This window comes from Streptomyces sp. NBC_01508 (assembly GCF_045040315.1).
Lineage (GTDB): Bacteria > Actinomycetota > Actinomycetes > Streptomycetales > Streptomycetaceae > Streptomyces.
Genome location: NZ_CP109419.1, coordinates 1510356 through 1529718, shown reverse-complemented (window position 1 = coordinate 1529718; position 19363 = coordinate 1510356). Strand labels below are relative to the sequence as shown.

General features: G+C 72.2%; 16 protein-coding genes. 10 read left to right on the top strand and 6 right to left on the bottom strand.

The window, feature by feature from the left end:
* The first annotated feature begins 68 nt into the window (after nt 1-68).
* The 4 genes from OG700_RS06895 (at nt 69) to argF (ending at nt 7048) form a co-directional block, all read left to right on the top strand.
* On the top strand, nt 69-1604 hold the full coding sequence (locus tag OG700_RS06895; protein ID WP_405610459.1) for a 3' terminal RNA ribose 2'-O-methyltransferase Hen1: 1536 nt from the start codon (nt 69-71) through the stop codon (nt 1602-1604).
* Nucleotides 1601-4186, top strand: coding sequence for a polynucleotide kinase-phosphatase (locus OG700_RS06890; RefSeq protein WP_405610456.1), 2586 nt, complete (start codon nt 1601-1603; stop codon nt 4184-4186). The genes OG700_RS06895 and OG700_RS06890 overlap by 4 nt, the downstream gene beginning before the upstream one ends.
* A gap of 384 nt (nt 4187-4570) precedes the next feature.
* Nucleotides 4571-5803 carry an arginine deiminase gene (locus OG700_RS06885; RefSeq protein ID WP_405610453.1) on the top strand — a complete coding sequence of 411 codons (1233 nt, stop codon included), beginning with the start codon at nt 4571-4573 and terminating at the stop codon, nt 5801-5803.
* Nucleotides 5804-5950: 147 nt separating this feature from the next.
* Nucleotides 5951-7048, top strand: coding sequence for an ornithine carbamoyltransferase (gene argF, locus OG700_RS06880; protein WP_405610450.1), 1098 nt, complete (start codon nt 5951-5953; stop codon nt 7046-7048).
* Here the strand turns inward: argF and OG700_RS06875 are convergent.
* Complete coding sequence (locus OG700_RS06875; RefSeq protein ID WP_405610447.1) at nt 7037-7453, bottom strand: ATP-binding protein; 417 nt, start codon at nt 7451-7453, stop codon at nt 7037-7039. The genes argF and OG700_RS06875 overlap by 12 nt on opposite strands.
* Nucleotides 7454-7823: 370 nt before the next feature.
* On the opposite strand from OG700_RS06875, the gene OG700_RS06870 reads away from it, so the two are divergent.
* Nucleotides 7824-8651 carry an enoyl-CoA hydratase family protein gene (locus OG700_RS06870; protein WP_405610444.1) on the top strand — a complete coding sequence of 276 codons (828 nt, stop codon included), beginning with the start codon at nt 7824-7826 and terminating at the stop codon, nt 8649-8651.
* The gene (locus tag OG700_RS06865; protein WP_405610441.1) at nt 8636-10981 is read left to right on the top strand and encodes a bifunctional salicylyl-CoA 5-hydroxylase/oxidoreductase; all 2346 of its coding nucleotides are present in this window, start codon (nt 8636-8638) and stop codon (nt 10979-10981) included. The genes OG700_RS06870 and OG700_RS06865 overlap by 16 nt, the downstream gene beginning before the upstream one ends.
* A 14-nt stretch (nt 10982-10995) precedes the next feature.
* On the opposite strand, the gene OG700_RS06860 is transcribed toward OG700_RS06865, so the two are convergent.
* Both OG700_RS06860 and OG700_RS06855 read right to left on the bottom strand, forming a co-directional pair.
* Nucleotides 10996-11436 (bottom strand): hypothetical protein, encoded by a 441-nt coding sequence (locus tag OG700_RS06860; protein ID WP_405610438.1) that lies wholly within the window; start codon nt 11434-11436, stop codon nt 10996-10998.
* Nucleotides 11437-11479: 43 nt separating this feature from the next.
* Nucleotides 11480-12298: a PaaX family transcriptional regulator C-terminal domain-containing protein gene (locus OG700_RS06855; protein WP_405610435.1), complete on the bottom strand. Its 819-nt coding sequence runs from the start codon at nt 12296-12298 to the stop codon at nt 11480-11482.
* Between the two features lie 253 nt (nt 12299-12551).
* Between OG700_RS06855 and OG700_RS06850 the strand changes: the two genes are divergently transcribed.
* Nucleotides 12552-12689 (top strand): hypothetical protein, encoded by a 138-nt coding sequence (locus OG700_RS06850; protein WP_405610432.1) that lies wholly within the window; start codon nt 12552-12554, stop codon nt 12687-12689.
* Between the two features lie 54 nt (nt 12690-12743).
* Here OG700_RS06850 and OG700_RS06845 read toward each other — a convergent pair whose 3' ends face one another.
* Nucleotides 12744-14381, bottom strand: coding sequence for an AMP-binding protein (locus OG700_RS06845; RefSeq protein ID WP_405610429.1), 1638 nt, complete (start codon nt 14379-14381; stop codon nt 12744-12746).
* Nucleotides 14382-14494: 113 nt separating this feature from the next.
* Here OG700_RS06845 and OG700_RS06840 point away from each other — a divergent pair, with 113 nt between their 5' ends.
* A complete protein-coding gene (locus tag OG700_RS06840) occupies nt 14495-15640 on the top strand; it encodes an acyl-CoA dehydrogenase family protein (RefSeq protein WP_405610426.1) in 1146 nt (381 codons plus the stop codon).
* Nucleotides 15637-16041 carry a RidA family protein gene (locus OG700_RS06835; RefSeq protein ID WP_405610423.1) on the top strand — a complete coding sequence of 135 codons (405 nt, stop codon included), beginning with the start codon at nt 15637-15639 and terminating at the stop codon, nt 16039-16041. Before OG700_RS06840 ends, OG700_RS06835 begins: the two co-directional genes overlap by 4 nt.
* A gap of 99 nt (nt 16042-16140) precedes the next feature.
* Here OG700_RS06835 and OG700_RS06830 read toward each other — a convergent pair whose 3' ends face one another.
* Complete coding sequence (locus tag OG700_RS06830; protein ID WP_405610420.1) at nt 16141-16311, bottom strand: hypothetical protein; 171 nt, start codon at nt 16309-16311, stop codon at nt 16141-16143.
* 122 nt (nt 16312-16433) lie between these two features.
* Here OG700_RS06830 and OG700_RS06825 point away from each other — a divergent pair, with 122 nt between their 5' ends.
* Nucleotides 16434-18860 carry a glycoside hydrolase family 2 protein gene (locus tag OG700_RS06825; protein ID WP_405610417.1) on the top strand — a complete coding sequence of 809 codons (2427 nt, stop codon included), beginning with the start codon at nt 16434-16436 and terminating at the stop codon, nt 18858-18860.
* A gap of 3 nt (nt 18861-18863) precedes the next feature.
* Here the strand turns inward: OG700_RS06825 and OG700_RS06820 are convergent, their stop codons facing one another.
* The gene (locus OG700_RS06820; protein WP_405610414.1) at nt 18864-19259 is read right to left on the bottom strand and encodes a nitroreductase/quinone reductase family protein; all 396 of its coding nucleotides are present in this window, start codon (nt 19257-19259) and stop codon (nt 18864-18866) included.
* Between the last annotated feature and the right edge of the window lie 104 nt (nt 19260-19363).

Below are 19363 nucleotides of genomic sequence, written 5' to 3'. Positions count from 1 at the left end.
GCCACGGCACCGGCCGCGTCCACGAAACACTGTCGCGGTCCGTAGCGGACTCGGCGATACTCGGGCAGGTGTTCCTTACGATCAGTACCACCGGCACCCCTGAACGCCCCGCCACCGACCTCGGGTTTCTGCTGCACAAGCATCCCGACAACGCGCAGACGTTCTCCACCTCCCACGGCACCGCGCACGTCCTCTACCCCGAGGCGTCCGTCGAGCGGTGCACGGCGGCGCTCCTTCTGGAGGTCGATCCGGTGGCCCTCGTCCGGCGCGGCAAGGGCAAGGGGCGCGGTGGGGCGCCCGACGCGGCGCTCGCGCAGTACGTCAACGACCGTCCGTACGCGGCGTCCTCGCTGCTCGCCGTCGCCCTGAGCACCGTCTTCAAGAGCGCGCTGCGCGGCGTGTGCAAGGCGCTGCCCGAGCGCGCGGCCGAGCCCCTGCCCCTGCGGATCGAGGTGCCCGCCGTGCCCGCACGCGGCGGCGCCGAGCTGGTCGGCAACCTCTTCGGGCCGCTGGGCTGGACGACGGTCGACGCGCGCCCGGTGGCGCTGGACGAGACGTTCCCCGCGTGGGGTGACTCGCGCTACGTACAGCTCGTACTGGAGGGGGAGCTGCGACTGTCCGACGCGCTGCGGCACTTGTACGTGCTCCTGCCGGTGCTCGACGACGCCAAGCACTACTGGGTCGCGCCCGACGAGGTGGAGAAGCTGCTGCGGGCCGGCGAGGGCTGGCTGGCCGACCACCCGGAGCGGCAGCTCATCACCAGCCGCTATCTGGCCCGCCGTTGGGGCCTGACCAGGGAGGCCACCGAACGGCTCGAACTGGTCCGGCTCGCCGAGGCCGACGACATCGGCGTCGAGGCGATCGACAACGCGGTCGAGGACCCGGCACCGGAAGCCGACGACGCCGCCCCTCAGGAGACGCAGGAGAGGCAGGAGAAGCAGGAGACTGAAGAGAAGCAGGAGAAGACCGTCTCGCTCGGCGAGCAGCGGCGCGACGCGATCCTCACCGCCCTGCGCGACGCCGGCGCGAGCAGCGTGCTCGACCTCGGCTGCGGCCAGGGCCAGCTCGTCCAGGCGCTGTTGAAGGACGTGCGCTTCACCAAGGTGGTGGGCGTCGACGTGTCCGTACGCGCGCTCACCGTCGCCGCCCGCCGGCTCAAGGTGGAGCGGATGAGCGAGCGCCAGGCCGAGCGCGTCACGCTGCTGCAGAGCTCCCTCACGTACACGGACAAACGGCTCAAGGGCCACGACGCCGCCGTGCTCAGCGAGGTGATCGAGCACCTGGATCTGCCGAGGCTGCCCGCCCTGGAGTACGCGGTGTTCGGGACGGCCCGGCCGGGGACCGTCGTCGTGACGACGCCGAACGTCGAGTACAACGTCCGCTGGGAGACGCTGCCCGCAGGGCACGTACGCCACCGGGACCACCGTTTCGAGTGGACGCGTGCGGAGTTCCGCGCCTGGGCGGACACGGTGGCGCCGCGCTACGGGTACGCCGTGCGGTACGTACCGGTGGGGCCGGACGACCCCGAGGTGGGGCCGCCCACACAGATGGCGGTGTTCACCGTCGCCGCGACGGACATGAAGAAGGAGGAGAAGGCCGCATGAGCAGCAACGAGACAGCCGACGAGACCACCACCGAGCCCCGCCGCCTCCCTGTCACCGACCTCGCCCTCGTCGTCCTGATCGGCGCCACCGGCTCCGGCAAGTCGACCTTCGCGCGTACCCACTTCAAGCCCACCGAGGTCATCTCCTCGGACTTCTGCCGCGGCCTCGTCGCCGACGACGAGAACGACCAGAGCGCCAGCGGCGACGCCTTCGACGTGCTCCACTACATCGCGGGCAAGCGCCTCGCCGCCGGGCGGCGCACGGTCGTCGACGCCACCAACGTCCAGCAGGAGAGCCGCAAGCAGCTCGTGCGGCTCGCCAGGGAGTACGACGTGCTCCCCATCGCGATCGTCCTCGACCTGCCCGAGGCGGTCTGCGCCGAACGCAACGCCGTCCGCCCCGACCGGGCCGGCCTGCCCCGCCAGGTCATCAAGCGGCACCAGCGGGAACTGCGCCGTTCGCTGCGCGGACTCGAACGCGAGGGCTTCCGCAAGGTCCACGTCCTGCGCGGTGTCGAGGAGGTCGAGCGCGCCGAGGTCGTCACCGAACGCCGTTACAACGACCTCACCCACCTCACCGGCCCCTTCGACATCATCGGCGACATCCACGGCTGCCGCTCCGAGCTGGACACACTGCTGGCGAAGCTCGGTTACGCGGACGGCGACGGCGCCCACCCCGAAGGCCGTACGGCGGTCTTCGTCGGCGACCTCGTCGACCGCGGCCCCGACAGCCCCGGCGTGCTGCGCCGCGTGATGCGCATGGTCGGCGCGGGCAACGCGCTGTGCGTGCCGGGCAACCACGAGAACAAGCTCGGCCGCTGGCTCAAGGGCAGAAAGGTCCAGGTCACCCATGGACTCGCCGAGACCGTGGAGCAGTTGGAGAAGGAGGACGACGCCTTCCGCGAGCAGGTGGGCACCTTCATCGACGGTCTCGTCAGCCACTACGTCCTGGACGGCGGCAAGTTGGTCGTCTGCCACGCGGGTCTGCCGGAGAAGTACCACGGCCGCACCTCGGGCCGGGTCCGCGCGCACGCGCTGTACGGCGACACGACCGGCGAGACCGACGAGTTCGGCCTGCCCGTCCGCTATCCGTGGGCCGAGGACTACCGGGGCAGAGCGGCCGTCGTGTACGGCCACACCCCCGTACCGAACACCTCCTGGATCAACAACACCATCTGCCTCGACACCGGCGCCGTATTCGGCGGGAAGATGACCGCGCTGCGCTGGCCCGAGCGCGAACTGGTCGACGTACCGGCGGAGCGTGTCTGGTACGAGCCCGCCAAGCCGCTCGCCACGGAGGCGTCCGGCAGCCTTGAGGGCCGCCCGCTCGACCTCGCCGACGTGCACGGCCGGCGTGTCGTGGAGACGCGCCACATGGCCCGGCTCGCGGTGCGCGAGGAGAACGCGGCGGCGGCCCTTGAGGTCATGAGCCGCTTCGCCGTCGACCCGCGGCTCCTCGCCTACCTGCCGCCGACCATGGCACCCACCGCGACATCGCGCGAGGAAGGCTATCTGGAACACCCGGCCGAGGCGTTCGCGCAGTACCGCGACGACGGAGTGGCGCAGGTCGTGTGCGAGGAGAAGCACATGGGCTCGCGGGCGGTGGCGCTGGTCTGCCGCGACGCGTCCGTGGCGCGCGAGCGCTTCGGTATCGGCGACGCCGACGACCCCGGCGCGCCGACCGGCGCGCTGCACACCCGCACCGGCCGCCCCTTCTTCGACGACCCGGCGGTCACCGAGGAGATCCTGGGCCGCCTGCGTACGGCCATCGGCGCCGCCGGCCTGTGGGACGAGCTGGAAACGGATTGGCTGCTGCTCGACGCCGAGCTGATGCCCTGGTCGCTGAAGGCCACCGGCCTGCTGCGCACCCAGTACGCGGCGGTCGGCGCGGCGGCGGGCGCCGCCTTCCCGGCCGTGACGAGCGCGCTCGAAGCGGCCGCCGGCCGGGGTGTCGACGTGGGCGCGCTGCTGGCCGACCAGCGTGCGCGGGCCGCCGACGCGGCGGCGTTCACGCAGGCGTACCGCCGCTACTGCTGGGAGACGGACGGACTTCAGGGCGTACGCCTCGCGCCGTTCCAGCTCCTCGCCGCGCGGGGCCGCAGCCTGGCCGCCGTACCGCACGACCAGCAGCTGGCCTGGATCGACCGGCTGACCGAGCACGACCCGACCGGTCTGCTCCAGGTCACCCGGCGCCTCGTCGTGGAGACGGGCGACGAGGAGTCGGTACGGGCCGGGACCGACTGGTGGCTGGAGATGACGGGGCGCGGCGGCGAGGGCATGGTCGTCAAACCGCTCCAGGCACTGGTACGCAACGGCAAGGGGCGGCTGGTCCAGCCGGGCGTCAAGGTGCGCGGACGTGAGTACCTGCGGATCATCTACGGCCCCGAGTACACCCGGCCGGAGAATCTGGAGCGGCTGCGCGGCCGGTTCCTCGGGCACAAGCGGTCGCTGGCGCTGCGCGAGTACGCGCTCGGGCTCGAAGCGCTGGACCGGCTGGGCGACGACGAGCCGCTGTGGCGCGTCCACGAGGCGGTGTTCGCGGTGCTCGCGCTGGAGTCGGAGCCGGTCGACCCCCGGCTCTAGGTCGTGTCTGACAAATGGCACCGTCCGCCCGCAGGGCGGGGCGTGCGGCGTCCGGTGCGTGCGATCGCGAGGCGGAGGATCGCCCGCGTACTGGACGTGCTCGGGCGGGTCCGACAACGCGGCGAGCGTGCGTGCCGGGCGTCGCACGCCAGGCGGGATTTGTCAGACACGACCTAGGCCCTGTCCGGCTGATCCCCGAAGATCCGCCGGACGGGACCCAGGTGGGTGTCCGGTGGCCGGGCGGGCCGGTCTCGGCCCGCCCGGCCACCGGGGCGGGCGCGCCGCGCGCCACCTGGGGGCCGCCGCGCCACGGCCCGCGCGGCGGCGGCCCGGTCTCTGGCGCATTCGCCGCGTGAATCGCGCCCCATCCGGGAGGATGGAGTCATGGGATTCCATGTCGACTCCGAGACCGGGCGGCTGCGCCGCGTCATACTGCACCGCCCCGACCTGGAGCTGAAGCGGCTCACCCCCAGGAACAAGGACACGCTGCTCTTCGACGACGTGCTGTGGGTGCGCCGTGCGCGCGAGGAGCACGACGGGTTCGCCGACGTCCTGCGCGACCGCGGGGTGAAGGTCCATCTCTTCGGCGACCTGCTGCGTGAGTCCCTGGACATCCCGGCGGCCCGCGCGCTGGTCCTGGACCGCGTCTTCGACGAGAAGGAGTATGGTCCGCTCGCCACCGATCACCTCAGATCGGTCTTCGACGCGCTGGAGACGGACGATCTCGTGGAGGCGCTGGTCGGCGGGATGACCAAGCGGGAGTTCCTGGACAGCCACGCCGAACCGACCTCCGTCCGTTTCCATGTCATGGACCTGGACGACTTCCTGCTCGACCCGCTGCCCAACCACCTCTTCACCCGCGACACCTCCGCCTGGATCTACGACGGTGTGTCCATCAACGCGATGCGCTGGCCGGCCCGGCGGCGCGAGACCGTCCACTTCGAGGCGATCTACAAGCACCACCCGCTCTTCACCGGACCGGGCGCCGGGCCCTTCCATCACTGGTCGCAGGGGCAGGACGACTATCCCTCCACCATCGAGGGCGGCGATGTCCTGGTCATCGGCGAGGGCGCCGTGCTGATCGGGATGAGCGAGCGAACCACACCGCAGGCCGTAGAGATGCTGGCGCGCGGGATGTTCGCGGCCGGTTCGGCCCGCACGATCGTGGCGCTCGACATGCCGAAGCGGCGCGCCTTCATGCACCTCGACACGGTGATGACGATGGTCGACCGCGACACCTTCACCCAGTACGCGGGCCTCGGCATGCTCCGCTCGTACACCATCGAGCCGGGCGCGGGCGGGAACGAACTCAAGGTGACCGACCATCCGCCGGAGCACATGCACCGCGCGATCGCCGCGGCGCTGAGCCTGGACGGGATCCGCGTCCTGACGGCGACGCAGGACGTGCACGCGGCCGAGCGCGAGCAGTGGGACGACGGCTGCAACGTGCTGGCCGTCGAGCCGGGGGTGGTCGTGGCGTACGAGCGCAACGTGACCACCAACACGTATCTGCGCAAGCAGGGGATCGAGGTGATCGAGATCCGGGGCAGCGAGCTGGGCCGGGGGCGGGGCGGGCCGCGCTGTATGAGCTGTCCGATCGAGCGGGACGCCGTGTGACCGAGCGGGACGCCGTCCGACCGACGGGGACCGACGATCCGCCCGCCCAATGCTCTGTATATCAATACGGAAGGTCGTATATAGTTCCAAGGTCTCTGTATCGGTCCCCGTACAGGTCTCCGTATTCGCGACGCAGGAGCAGCCACCATGGCGATACAACTCGCAGGCCGCCACTTCCTCAAGGAACTCGACTTCACCGCCGAGGAGTTCCGCGGGCTGGTCGAGCTGGCCGCCGGGCTCAAGGCCGCGAAGAAGGCGGGCAACGAGGTCCAGCTCCTGCGGGGCAAGAACGTCGCCCTGATCTTCGAGAAGGCGTCGACGCGTACGCGCTGCGCCTTCGAGGTGGCCGCCGCCGACCAGGGCGCCTCGACCACGTACATCGACCCGGCCGGCTCGCACATCGGGAAGAAGGAGTCCGCCAAGGACACCGCGCGGGTCCTCGGCCGGATGTTCGACGGTATCGAGTTCCGCGGTGACGCGCAGTCGACCGTCGAGGAGCTGGCCGCCCACGCCGGGGTGCCCGTCTTCAACGGGCTCACCGCCGACTGGCACCCCACGCAGATGCTCGCCGACGTGCTCACGATGACCGAGCACACCGACAAGCAGCTCAATCGCATCACGTTCGCCTACCTCGGCGACGCCCGCTACAACATGGGCAACTCCTACCTCGTCACCGGCGCGCTGCTGGGCATGGACGTACGGATCGTCGCGCCCCGCGCCTACTGGCCGGCGGACGACGTGGTCGCCCTGGCCCGTAAGTCCGCCGAGGTCAGCGGCGCCCGTATCACGCTGACCGAGTCCATCGCGGAGGGTGTGAGCGGCGCGGACTTCGTGGCCACCGACGTCTGGGTGTCGATGGGGGAGCCGCAGGAGATCTGGGACGAGCGCATCGCGGCCCTCGGGCCGTACAGCGTGACGATGGACGTGCTGAGCGCGACCGGGAATCCGGACGTGCGGTTCCTGCACTGCCTGCCGGCCTTCCACGACCTGGGGACCGTCGTCGGATGGGAGATCCACGAGCGGCACGGGCTCACGGAACTCGAAGTGACCGACGAGGTGTTCGAGTCCGCGCACTCCGTGGTCTTCGACGAGGCGGAGAACCGGCTGCACACGATCAAGGCGGTACTCGTCGCGACCCTGGCCCCCGACGCGGCGCCGGCCCCCGGCGACCCGGTCGCGCGGCGTGGTTCGGTGCCGCGCGGTTCGGCACCACGTGGGTCGGCGCCGCGTGGGTCAGCGCGCTGACAGCGTGAACCAGACCGCCTTGCCCTGCTCGGTCGTACGGTGGCCGCAGTCGGCGCTCAGGGTGCGGATCAGCAGCAGCCCACGGCCGTGCTCCTGCCAGGGGTCGGGCGGGTGGCCGGCCGTCGGCGCCGACAGATCGCCCGGCGGGTCCGGGTCGCCGTCGTGGACCTCGACCTGACACCCGGAGGGCAGCAGCCCGACCACCAGCTCGATCGGGACGTCGGGACGGGTGTGCTCGACGGCGTTGGCGACCAGCTCCGCCGTCAGCAGTTCCGCCGTGTCGCTGTCCGCGGTCGGCCCGATGTCGGACAGGGCTGTGCGGATCAGGGCACGCGCCATCGGCACCGCCGCCGCGCTGTGCGGCAGGGTGATGCGCCAGGAGGCGGTGTCCGGTGCTTCGGGCAAGGCGGGGAGTCCGTTCGGGGGCCGTGCGGGGCCGTTCGGGGTGCCGGGCTTCGACAGGGGTGGCCCTGTCGCCCAGCCTTACGGAGCGTAAGCGGCTTAACAAGGGGCAGCGGACTGCCGGAAAGGGGACCTCCGCCACATGTCTCCCGGGACCTTCGGCGCCTCCGGCGAGGACCCGCTTACGGTACCGCGCGCCGTATCGCGCACTCGTGACGGCGGTCACGGACGAGTGATACCTTGCTTACGAGGGTGTCCGCCCCCGGCGCCCCACGGCACTCCGGGCGCCCGGCACGCGGCGTGAAAGGCGCACAGCGTGAGAGACGAGCAGCGTGAGAGGCACACAGCGTCGAGCTGAAGGAGGCCGCACCCCATGAGCCCGTTCTCCGGCTCCGCCCCCCGCACCGAGGAGTGGCGCCATCTGCGGCTGACACGCGAGGACGGTGTCGCGACCGTCACCCTCGCCCGCCCCGACAAGCTCAACGCCCTCACCTTCGGCGCCTACGCCGACCTGCGCGACCTGCTCGCCGAGCTGTCCAGGGAGCGGTCCGTCCGCGCCCTCGTGCTGGCGGGCGAGGGGCGCGGCTTCTGCTCGGGCGGTGACGTGGACGAGATCATCGGTGCCACGCTCGCCATGGACACCGCCCAACTCCTCGACTTCAACCGGATGACCGGGCAGGTCGTCAGGGCCGTCCGCGAATGCCCGTTCCCGGTGATCGCCGCCGTGCACGGGGTCGCCGCCGGCGCCGGCGCGGTCCTCGCGCTGGCCGCCGACTTCCGGGTCGCCGACCCCACCGCGCGCTTCGCGTTCCTCTTCACCCGGGTCGGCCTCTCCGGCGGCGACATGGGCGCCGCCTATCTGCTGCCGCGCGTCGTCGGCCTCGGCCACGCCACCCGGCTGCTGATGCTCGGCGAACCCGTCCACGCGCCCGAGGCCGAACGCATCGGCCTCATCAGCGAGTTGACCGACGAGGGAGCCGCCGGCAGCCGCGCCGCCGTACTCGCCCGCCGGCTCGCCGACGGCCCGGCCCTCGCGTACGCGCAGACCAAGGCGCTGCTCACCGCCGAACTGGACATGCCGCTCGCCGCGTCCGTCGAACTGGACGCCGCCACCCAGGCGTTGCTCATGAACGGTGAGGATTACGCGGAGTTCCACGCCGCCTTCACCGAGAAGCGGCCCCCCAAGTGGCAGGGCCGCTGACCGTGGCAGGCGCGGGGAATCCCGTCGAACCCCTGAAGGTCGCCGTCATCGGCGGCGGACCCGGCGGGCTGTACGCCGCCGTCCTGCTCAAACGGCTCGACCCCCGGCGTGAGATCACCGTCTGGGAGCGCAACGCCGCCGACGACACCTTCGGCTTCGGAGTCGTCCTCTCCGACGAGACCCTGGGCGGCATCGAGCACGCCGACCCCACCGTCCACCGTGCCCTCCAGGGGGAGTTCGTGCGCTGGGACGACATCGACATCGTCCACCGGGGCCGCACCCTGACCTCCGGCGGTCACGGCTTCGCGGCCCTCGGGCGCCACCGGCTCCTGGAGATCCTGCACGAGCGCTGTACGTCCCTGGGTGTACGGCTCCGCTTCCGCACCCCGGCGCCGCCCGCCGCCGAACTCGCCGCCACCCACGACCTGGTGATCGCCGCCGACGGGGTGAACAGCCGCACCCGCGAGACTCACGCCGACGTCTTCCGCCCCACCGTGGGCACCGAGCGCTGCCGGTACATCTGGCTCGCCGCCGACTTCGCCTTCGACGCGTTCCGATTCGAGATCGCCGAGACCGAGCACGGGGTGATGCAGCTCCACGGGTACCCGTTCTCGGCCGACGCCAGCACCGTCATCGTCGAGATGCGCGAAGAGGTCTGGCGCGCCGCCGGCTTCGACACGCTCGACGAGCGGCAGTCCACCGAACAGTGCGCCAAGATCTTCGCCGACGCGCTCGGCGGCCGGACGCCGCGCGCCAACAAGTCGTCCTGGACCGCGTTCCGTACGGTCGTCAACGCACGCTGGAGCCACGGCAACACGGTCCTCATCGGCGACGCCGCCCACACCGCGCACTTCTCGATCGGCTCCGGTACGAAGCTCGCCGTCGAGGACGCCCTGGCGCTCGCCGCGTGCGTGGATGAGCAGCCCGATCTGCCGGCCGCGCTCGCCGCGTACGAGAGCGAGCGGCGCCCCGTCGTCGAGTCCACGCAGCGCGCGGCGGCGGCGAGCCTGCGCTGGTTCGAGGAACTGGCCACCTACACCGACCAGCCGGCCCGGCAGTTCGCGTTCGGCCTGCTCACCCGCAGCCGCCGCGTCACCCACGACAACCTGCGGCTGCGCGACGCCACGTTCACCGGCGCGGTGGAGGAGGACTTCGGCTGCCCGCCCGGCACACCCCCGATGTTCACGCCCTTCCGGCTGCGCGGACTGACGCTGCGCAACCGGGTCGTCGTCTCGGCGATGGACATGTACGTCGCCGAGGACGGTGTGCCCGGCGACTTCCACCTCGTGCACCTCGGGGCGCGCGCCCTCGGCGGGGCGGGGCTCGTCATGACGGAGATGGTGTGCGTCGGCCCGGAGGGCAGGATCACGCCCGGCTGCACCGGGCTCTGGACGGACGAACAGGCCGCCGCCTGGCGGCGCGTGACGGATTTCGTGCACACCGCCGTACACACCACCGCGCCCACCGCCGAGCCCACCGCCGCCATCGGCGTGCAACTCGGCCACTCCGGCCGCAAGGGCTCCACCCGCCTCATGTGGGAGGGCATGGACCAGCCACTGCCGGACGGGGACGCCAACTGGCCGCTGTCCGCCGCCTCGGCACTGCCGTACCTCCCCGGCATCAGCCAGGTCCCGCACGCACTCGACCGGGCCGGACTCACCGAGATACGCGAGCAGTTCGCGTCGGCGACCCGACGGGCCGCCGACGCCGGCTTCGACCTGCTCGAACTCCACTGCGCACATGGATACTTGCTCTCCGGTTTCCTCTCCCCGCTGACCAACACCCGGACCGACGCGTACGGCGGCGACCTCGCCGGACGGCTCCGCTACCCGCTCGAAGTCTTCGACGCCGTAAGGGAGTTGTGGCCCGACGACCGGCCGATGACGGTCCGGATCTCCGCCACCGACTGGGCGCCGGGCGGCAACACGGCCGAGGAGTCGGTCGAGATCGCCCGCGCGTTCGCCGCGCACGGCGCCGACGCCATCGACGTGTCGACCGGCCAGGTCGTCCCCGAGGAACGCCCCGAGTTCGGCCGCTCCTACCAGACCCCGTTCGCCGACCGGATCCGTAACACCCTCTCGGTGCCGGTCGTCGCGGTCGGCGCCATCTCGTCCTGGGACGACGTCAACTCCCTGCTCCTGGCCGGCCGCGCGGACCTCTGCGCCCTGGCCCGCCCGCACCTCCACGACCCCCACTGGACCCTGCACGCGGCGGCCGACCAGGGCTACAGCGGCCCGGGAGCGCCCTGGCCGCTCCCGTACCGCGCGGGCAGCCGCCCACCCCCGACGGGCCGCACGGACGGACCGAAGCCGAGGCTCACCCTGACCTGACGCTTCCTCGGGTCTCACTCGCCCGCGCCGGTCAGGCACGCGTGGCAGAGGCAGCCCCGGGGGTGCGGGACGCCCGCGTGGGCCTCCCGGCGGTAGCGGGTCGCGAGGCGTTCCAGGCCCGCCGCCCACTCCCGTGCGCGCTCCTCGGTGTGGTTCTCGGTCCACCGCTCCTCGGCCCGGCGCAGCACGGCGGGGGAGTGCACCAGCTTGGCCCGGAAGGTGTGCAGATGCCGGGTGGCCGTGTCGATGGTGATCCAGTGGCCCGTGTCGCGGGCCTGGCCGACCGTGGTCAGGTCCATGCTCCCCATACCGGGGTACGTGTCGATGACGAACACGCGCGCTCCGCCCCGGTACACCTTCGTGCCGGGGCGCAACTCCTGTCCGCCGTCGCCGTACCGCCGCCACCGCGCGATGGTGGCGACGACCAGCCAGCGCGGTTCGGGTGCCTCGTCCATGCTCCGCATGATGACCGGGTACGGCCCGGCCGGTCACCTGATTTCAGGCCGGGCGTACGAACTGCTCACCGGCCCGCCACAGTTGGGCGTGCAGCGCGGTGAAGACCCGCGCCGAACGCCCGCCCGGCCAGTCCGCCGGCAGCAGCTCCCTCGGCAACCCCGGATCGGCGTAGGGCAGTTGGCGCCAGGAGTCGAGGGCCAGCAGATAGTCCCGGTAGGCGTCCTCGGCCGACGCGGCGGCCGGGCGACGGGATTCCCACCACCGCAGCACCGGTTCGTGCGCCTGCAGGAACTCCTCGTGCCGCGCGGCGACCTCCCCGAGGTCCCACCACCGCCCCACCGCCTCCGCCGTCGCCGCGAAACCCAGGTGCTCGCCCCGGAACAGGTCGACGTACGGGTCGAGTCGCAGCCGCTCCAGCGCGTGCCGCGTCTCCTCGTACAGATGGCCGGGCGCGATCCACACCCCCGGCGCTGCGGTCCCGAACCCCAGCCGGGCCAGCCGCGACCGCAGCAGATGACGCTTGTGCCGCTCGGCCTCGGGGACGGAGAACACCGCGAGCACCCAGCCGTCCGACAGCCGGGGCACGGGACGGTCGTAGATGCGCCGGTCGCCGTCGTCCAGCAGTTGCCGCGCGTCGGCGGAGAGCGCGTAGCCCGCGGCGCCCTGCGGTGTGCGCTCGGCGATCAGCAGACCCCGGCGCTTGAGCCGCGACACCGACGACCGCACGGACGGCGCGTCGACCCCGAGCGCGCCGAGCAGCCGGACCAACTCGGCCACGGCGAGCGGCGCGCCGTCCGGCGTCCTGCCGTACGCGCCGTAGAGGGTCACGATCAGGGATCGCGGGGTGTGCTGCTCGGCCACGTGATCACTCTAGAGCCTGTCCTCGAAGTCCCGCCTGGCCCGCGGCGTCCGGTACGGCACCTCGCGGCGTTGTCTTCAGTCATGCGAGTACGCCCGGTACGAGCATGATCCTCCGCCTTGCGATCGCACGCACCGGACGCCGTCGGTCCCGCCCTGCGGGCGGACGGCGCTGGTACGACTTCGCCCGGGCGTCGCCAGTCCCCCGCCGTACAGAGTGGCCGGACGCGAGATCGGAGTTTTCGGGTATCACTCGTTGGGCGACGTCAAGGAATTCGAGGCCGATCCGGTTCTGCTGCGCGGAGCCGTGCTGCGATTCGCCCCGGACCGCTACCGGACCAACAGCGAACTCCTCGGCCTCGGCCCGCGCCTGCGCCTCCCCCTCAAGCCGTGACGTGCTCGCCGAGCGGGCCGGGTGGACCGGGTGGGCCGAGCGGGCCGGCCACGCTCAGGCGACCGGCCGCAGCCGGAAGCGCTGGAGCTTTCCGGTCGGGGTGCGGGGGAGCGCGTCCAGGAACTCGAAGACGCGCGGGCATTTGTACGGCACCAGCCGCGACGTGACGAACGCGCGCAGCGCCTCCTTCGTCTCCTCGCCGGGCCTTACCCCCGCGCGCAGGACCACGTACGCCGCCACGATCTGCCCCCGCAACTCGTCGGGGTGCCCCACGACCGCCGCCTCCGTCACATCGGGGTGGGCCAGCAGCGCCTCCTCGACCTGCGGTCCCGCGATGTTGTACCCCGCCGAGATGATCATGTCGTCCGCGCGTGCGACATAGCGGAAGTAGCCGTCCGGCTCCCGTACGTAGGTGTCGCCGGTGAGGTTCCAGCCGTCGCGTACGTAGACCGACTGGCGCGGATCGGAGAGATAGCGGCAGCCCACCGGGCCGCGTACGGCCAGCAGCCCCGGCTCTCCGTCGGGCAGCGGATCGCCCGACTCGTCCACCACGTGCGCCTGCCAGCCGGGCACCGGCAGGCCCGTCGTGCCGGGCCGGACCGCCTCGTCGGCCGCCGAGATGAAGATGTGCAGCAGCTCCGTCGCGCCGATGCCGTTGATGATCCGGATCCCGGTCCGCTCGTACCAGTCCTGCCAGGTGGCGGCGGGCAGATTCTCCCCGGCGGACACACAGCGGCGCAGCCCGGAGATGTCGTGGGTCCGCGCGGCGCCGAGTTCGTTCAGCATCACGCGGTACGCCGTCGGCGCGGTGAACAGCACCGATACCCCGCGCTCGGCCACGGCCGCCAACAGCTGCTTGGGGCCCGCCTGTTCGAGCAGCAGCGTCGACGCGCCCGCCCGCATCGGGAAGATCACCAGACCGCCGAGCCCGAAGGTGAAGCCGAGCGGCGGACTGCCGGCGAACACGTCGTCCGGCTCCGGCCGCAGCACATGGCGCGAGAACGTGTCGGCGATGGCCAGCACATCGCGGTGGAAGTGCATGCAGCCCTTGGGCCGCCCCGTGGTCCCGGAGGTGAAGGCGATGAGCGCGACGTCGTCGGCCGCCGTCCGAACCGCCTCGTACCCTTCCGGCTTCCCCGCCGCCAGCCGCAGCAGATCGTCCGGCGCGTCCCCTCCGTACGTCGCGACGCGCAGCCCCGGCACCTCCGCCTTGACCAGGTCGTCCACCGACCGGATGTCGCACAGCGCGTGGCCGACCCGCGCGATCTCGCACATCGTGGCCAGCTCCCGCTCCCGCTGCTGGGCGAGCACCGTCACCGCCACCGCGCCCGCCTTCAGCACGGCCAGCCAGCACGCGGCGAGCCAGGGGGTGGTGGGGCCGCGCAGCAGGACCCGGTTGCCCGGTACCACGCCCAGGTCACCGGTCAGGACATGCGCGATCCGGTCCACGTGGGTGCGCAGCCGGCCGTACGACCAGCTGCCGCCTGACGGGAGGTGGAAGACGGGGCGGTCGGCGCCGACGCGGTCCAGTGTGCGGTCGAGCAGTTCGACGGCGCAGTTCAGCCGGTCGGGGCCGCGCAGTTCGGGCGGGTCGAAGACGAGCTGCGGCCACTGCTCGGCCGGCGGCAGATGGTCGCGCGGGAAAGTGTCGCGGTGCGCCGAGGGTGTGAGAACCGCCGGTGTCAGCTCCATCGTTCGCCCCCTCGTGGGGTGGCTTGGTGGCCTTGTGCATCGAGCGTATCGTGTAGGTGACGACAGTCAACAGTCCGCGATAGACGCGACAGGCGTGATTGAGTAGGCCCGGAATGCCCGTATTCTCGCTCGATCCGGCACAAAATTCCTGGTGCGACGAGCTGCGCGCCGTCGCCGCCGACCGGCTGCGCCCGCTCGCCGACCAGTTCGCCGACCAGTTCGCCGAGAGGGGCGAGCCGGGCCGGATCAACCGCCCGCTCGTCGCCGCCCTCGGTGAGCTGGGGCTGCTCGACCGCATGCTGACCGCCGGGGCGCTCGATCTGTGCCTGCTGCGCGAGTCCCTGGCCCACGGCTGTACGGAGGCGGAGACCGCGCTCGCGCTCCAGGGGCTCGGCAGCTACCCGATCGTCCAGGCCGGCACCGAGGAGCAGCGGGCGCGCTGGCTGCCCGAGGTGGCGGCGGGCCGCGCCGTGGCCGCGTTCGCGCTGAGCGAGCCGGGCGCCGGGTCCGACGCGGCGGCGCTCGCGCTCGGGGCCGTACCGGACGAAGGACCGGACGGCCCCGGCTGGCTGCTCACCGGCGAGAAGCGCTGGATCTCCAACGCGCCCGAGGCCGACTTCTACACCGTCTTCGCCCGTACGACCCCCGGCGCCGGTGCCCGCGGCGTCACCGCGTTCCTCGTTCCCGCCGACCGGCCCGGACTGACCGGCTCGCCGATCGAGATGCTCTCACCGCACCCCATCGGCGCCCTGGCCTTCGACTCCGTACGCGTGAGCGCCGCCGACGTCCTCGGCGAGGTGGACCGGGGCTTCCGCGTCGCCATGAACACCCTCAACCTCTTCCGCCCGAGCGTCGGCGCCTTCGCCGTCGGCATGGCGGGCGCCGCCCTCGAAGCGACGCTCGCCCACACCGCCGACCGCACCGCCTTCGGCGGCCCGCTCAAGGATCTCCAGTCCGTCGCGCACCAGGTGGCCGAGATGGCGACGCGTACGGAGGCGGCCCGGCTGCTGGTGTACGCGGCGGCCGAGGCGTACGACTCCGGCGCGCCGGACGTGCCGCGCCGCTCCGCGATGGCGAAGCTGTTCGCGACCGAGACCGCGCAGTACGTGGTCGACGCCGCCGTCCAACTGCACGGCGCCCGCGCCCTGCAACGCGGTCACCTGCTGGAACACCTCTACCGGGAGGTCCGCGCGCCCCGTATCTACGAAGGCGCGACCGAAGTCCAACGCACCATCATCGCCAAGGAGTTGTACGGATGAGCCTGGAGCGGACCAACCCGGCGGAACTCGCCCCGCCCACCGGCTTCTCGCACGCCGTCAGTGTGAGCGCGACGGACGGCCGGCTGGTCTTCCTGGCCGGCCAGACCGCGCTCGACCAGGCGGGCGCGGTGGTGGGGGAGACCCTGGTCGAGCAGTTCGAGACGGCCCTCGGCAATCTCCTCGCCGCGCTGGCCGCGACGGGCGGCACCCCGGCCGATCTCGCACGCGTCACCGTCTACGCCACCGACGTCGCGGACTACCGCGCGCACGCCGGTGAACTGGGCCGTGTCTGGCGGCGGCTCGCGGGCCGCGACTACCCGGCGATGGCGCTGATCGGCGCGGTCAGGCTCTGGGACGAGAACGCCCTGGTGGAGCTGGACGGCATCGCGATGGTGCCCTGAGCCCACCCCTGCCCAACCAGCCCACCCGGACCCAACGGTTCCAGCTCCCGTCACCGGTCACCGGTCACCGGTCACTCGTCACCCGTTATCCGTCACCGGTCACTCGTCCAGTTCGTTCCGTACGATCCGGGCCCGGCCTCCCGCGTCCGGGGGCCACGACGTGACCACCTCGCGCAGCAGTGCCCGGTGCTGGTCGATCACATGCTCAAAGGTGAGGCCGATCGCCCCCTCGATCTGGATCGGCGACTCGGCGCAGCGGGCCGCGCGCACCAGTGCGCCGGCGGCCTGGCCCGAACTCCGCGGCCCGCCAGCCCTCGTGGGTAAGGATGGAGAAAGTCCTGGTCGACGGGGCCGTCACCTCGACTGTCCACGCCAAGAACGGAGCACGCCGCATGAAGGACGTCACCCCCCTGACCGAAGGCTGGACACTGCGCCACGAGCGGACCGACGTACCGGCGGTGGTCCCCGGCTGTGTCCACACCGACCTGCTCGCCGCCGGGCTCATCGAGGACCCGTTCCTCTCCCGGAACGAGACGGCGGTCGCCTGGGTGGGCCGTACCGACTGGCGTTACGACACCGTCCTCGGCCCCCGCGACACCGCGCACGAGCGCACCGACCTCGTCTTCGACGGCCTCGACACCGTCGCCGCCGTCAGCGTGGGCGGCCGACGCGTCGGCAACACCCGCAACATGCACCGCGGTTACCGCTTCGATGTCACGGACCTGCTGGACCCGGCCGCCGGTACGCCCCTGTGCGTGGAGTTCACCTCCGCCTATACGGAGGCCGAGGCCGTACGCGCCCAGGTGGGCGACCGGCCCAACGCCTATCCCGAACCGTTCCAGTACATCCGCAAGATGGCCTGCTCCTTCGGCTGGGACTGGGGGCCGACCCTGGTCACCGCCGGTATGTGGAAACCGGTCCGTCTGGAGCACTGGTCCACCGCCCGGCTCGCCACCGTCCGCCCACTGGTGACCGTCGACGGCTCAACCGGCCGCGCCGAACTGCGCGTTGACGTCGAGCGCACCCCGGCGGGAGGTGTGCTCACCGTCCGGGCCCGCGTCGGCGACCACACCGCGTCCGCCGACTTCGACGGCTCACGGGCCACCCTCACGGTCGAGGTCCCCGACGCCGCCCTGTGGTGGCCCCGAGGCTACGGCGAACAGCCATTGTACGGAGCGCAGTTGGAGCTGCTGGACGCCACCGGCGCGGTCCTCGACCGGTGGGAGCGCCGGCTGGGATTCCGTACCGTCACCCTCGACACCGGCGCCGACGCGCACGGCACCGCGTTCACCCTGGCCGTCAACGGCGAACCGGTCTTCGCGCGTGGCGTCAACTGGATCCCCGACGACGTCTTCCCCTCCCGTATCAGCCCCGACCGCTACCGCACCCGCCTCACCCGGGCCGCCGACGCGGGCGTCAATCTCGTCAGGGTCTGGGGCGGCGGCATCTACGAGAGCGACGACTTCTACGACGTCTGCGACGAACTCGGCCTGCTGGTCTGGCAGGACTTCCCCTTCGCCTGCGCCGCCTACCCCGAGGAGCAGCCGCTGCGCTCCGAGATCGAGGCCGAGGCCCGCGAGAACGTCACCCGCCTCATGCCGCACGCCTCCCTCGTCCTGTGGAACGGCAACAACGAGAACCTGTGGGGCTTCCGCGACTGGGACTGGGAGCCCGCGCTCGACGGCGACTCCTGGGGCGAGGGCTACTACCTGGGCCTGCTGCCGCGTGTCGTGGCCGAGACCGACCCCACCCGGCCCTACTGGGCGGGCAGCCCCTGGTCCGGGAGCTGGGACCACCACCCCAACGACCCCGCGCACGGCACCGCGCACTCCTGGGACGTCTGGAACCGCACCGACTACACCGACTACCTCGACACCGTCCCGCGCTTCGTCGCCGAATTCGGCTGGCAGGCCCCGCCCGCCCACGCCACGCTGCGGCGCGCCCTGCCGGGGGAGGAACTGTCCGCCACCTCGCCCGGCATGCTCCACCACCAGAAGGCGCACGACGGCAACGGCAAACTGGAGCGCGGCCTCGCCCACCACTTCGCGGTACCCGGAGCGGGACCGGCGAACTTCGACCGCTGGCACTACCTCACCCAGCTCAACCAGGCCCGCGCCATCGCCACCGGCATCGAACACTGGCGCTCCCACTGGCCGTTGTGCGCGGGCACCGTGCTCTGGCAGCTCAACGACTGCTGGCCGGTGACCTCCTGGGCCGCCATCGACGGCGACGGACGCCTCAAGCCGCTGTACTTCACCCTGCGTCGGCTGTACGCGGACCGGCTGCTCACCGTACAGACCCGCGACGGCCGCCCGGCCGTCGTCGCCGACAACCAGTCCGCGACGCCCTGGGACGCGGCCGTGACGCTGCGCCGCATGACCGCCGACGGCCGGACCCTCGCCGAGTCGACGGTGCCGGTACGGGCCGGGGCGCGCTCCGTCGCGCTCGCGACCGTGCCCGCCGAACTGCTGCCGGACGCCGGTTCCGGGAAGGAGTTCCTGGTCGCCGACGCGGGGGAACTGCGGGCGCTGCACTTCCCCGTACGCGACCACGCGTTCGCCTACCCCGCCCCGCGCTACGACGTGGAGACCGTCCTGCGTGACGACACGGTCGACGTCGTCGTCACCGCCCGGACGCTCCTGCGCGACCTGCTGCTCCAGGCCGACCGGCTCGCGCCCACGGCCGCCGCCGACCGGGGGACGGTCACCCTGCTGCCCGGCGAGAGCGTCACCATCCGGGTCCGCGGCTGGGACGGCGCGGGCGTCGGCTCGGTCGCCGCCGTACGGGCCGCGCTGTTCATGGTGGAGCCGTCGGCGTGAAGGTCAGCCGGCCAGGTCGACGCGGACCGTCAGCAGGTTCGTGCCCATCAGCCGGACCACCGCGCTGTTGCCCGTCGGCAGCGACTTGAGCCGGGCGCGCGGGTCGTCCTCCGGCATCGGGTGGGCGGTCCCGGTGTGCCAGGTGCCCTTGATGCGGACCCGGACCCTCGGGTCGGCCTGGATGTTGCGTACGTAGTGCGACTTGTCGCCGTACTCCGACACCAGCCAGAACTCCTGGCCGACCCGGCTCCCGCCGACCGGCGTCCGCCGGGGCAGTCCGGACGTGCGCCCCGTGGTCTCCAGAAGGATCTGTCCCGGCATCCGGGAGGAGAGCGGATTGGCGATCCGCCGCTGGAACGCCGTGACGGCCCGGTGCTTGATCTCGTGATAGCGCGACATTCGTGACTCTCCCGTTCGCTGAGCTGTGTTGTGCCGTGGGGTGCCTTGCCGTGCCGTGCCGTTCGGTGAGGTGGTGCTGACGGCTTCTCATCCTTCTCTTACCT

Bases quoted from the DNA above. Each gene is read 5' to 3' on its own strand.
- OG700_RS06840 (WP_405610426.1), top strand. From the start codon at position 14,495: ATGCCCGTATTCTCGCTCGATCCGGCACAAAATTCCTGGTGCGACGAG.
- OG700_RS06825 (WP_405610417.1), top strand. From the start codon at position 16,434: ATGAAGGACGTCACCCCCCTGACCGAAGGCTGGACACTGCGCCACGAG.
- OG700_RS06820 (WP_405610414.1), bottom strand. From the start codon at position 19,259: ATGTCGCGCTATCACGAGATCAAGCACCGGGCCGTCACGGCGTTCCAG.
- argF (WP_405610450.1), top strand. From the start codon at position 5,951: ATGGCGATACAACTCGCAGGCCGCCACTTCCTCAAGGAACTCGACTTC.
- OG700_RS06885 (WP_405610453.1), top strand. From the start codon at position 4,571: ATGGGATTCCATGTCGACTCCGAGACCGGGCGGCTGCGCCGCGTCATA.
- OG700_RS06845 (WP_405610429.1), bottom strand. From the start codon at position 14,381: ATGGAGCTGACACCGGCGGTTCTCACACCCTCGGCGCACCGCGACACT.
- OG700_RS06890 (WP_405610456.1), top strand. From the start codon at position 1,601: ATGAGCAGCAACGAGACAGCCGACGAGACCACCACCGAGCCCCGCCGC.
- OG700_RS06870 (WP_405610444.1), top strand. From the start codon at position 7,824: ATGAGCCCGTTCTCCGGCTCCGCCCCCCGCACCGAGGAGTGGCGCCAT.
- OG700_RS06835 (WP_405610423.1), top strand. From the start codon at position 15,637: ATGAGCCTGGAGCGGACCAACCCGGCGGAACTCGCCCCGCCCACCGGC.
- OG700_RS06860 (WP_405610438.1), bottom strand. From the start codon at position 11,436: ATGGACGAGGCACCCGAACCGCGCTGGCTGGTCGTCGCCACCATCGCG.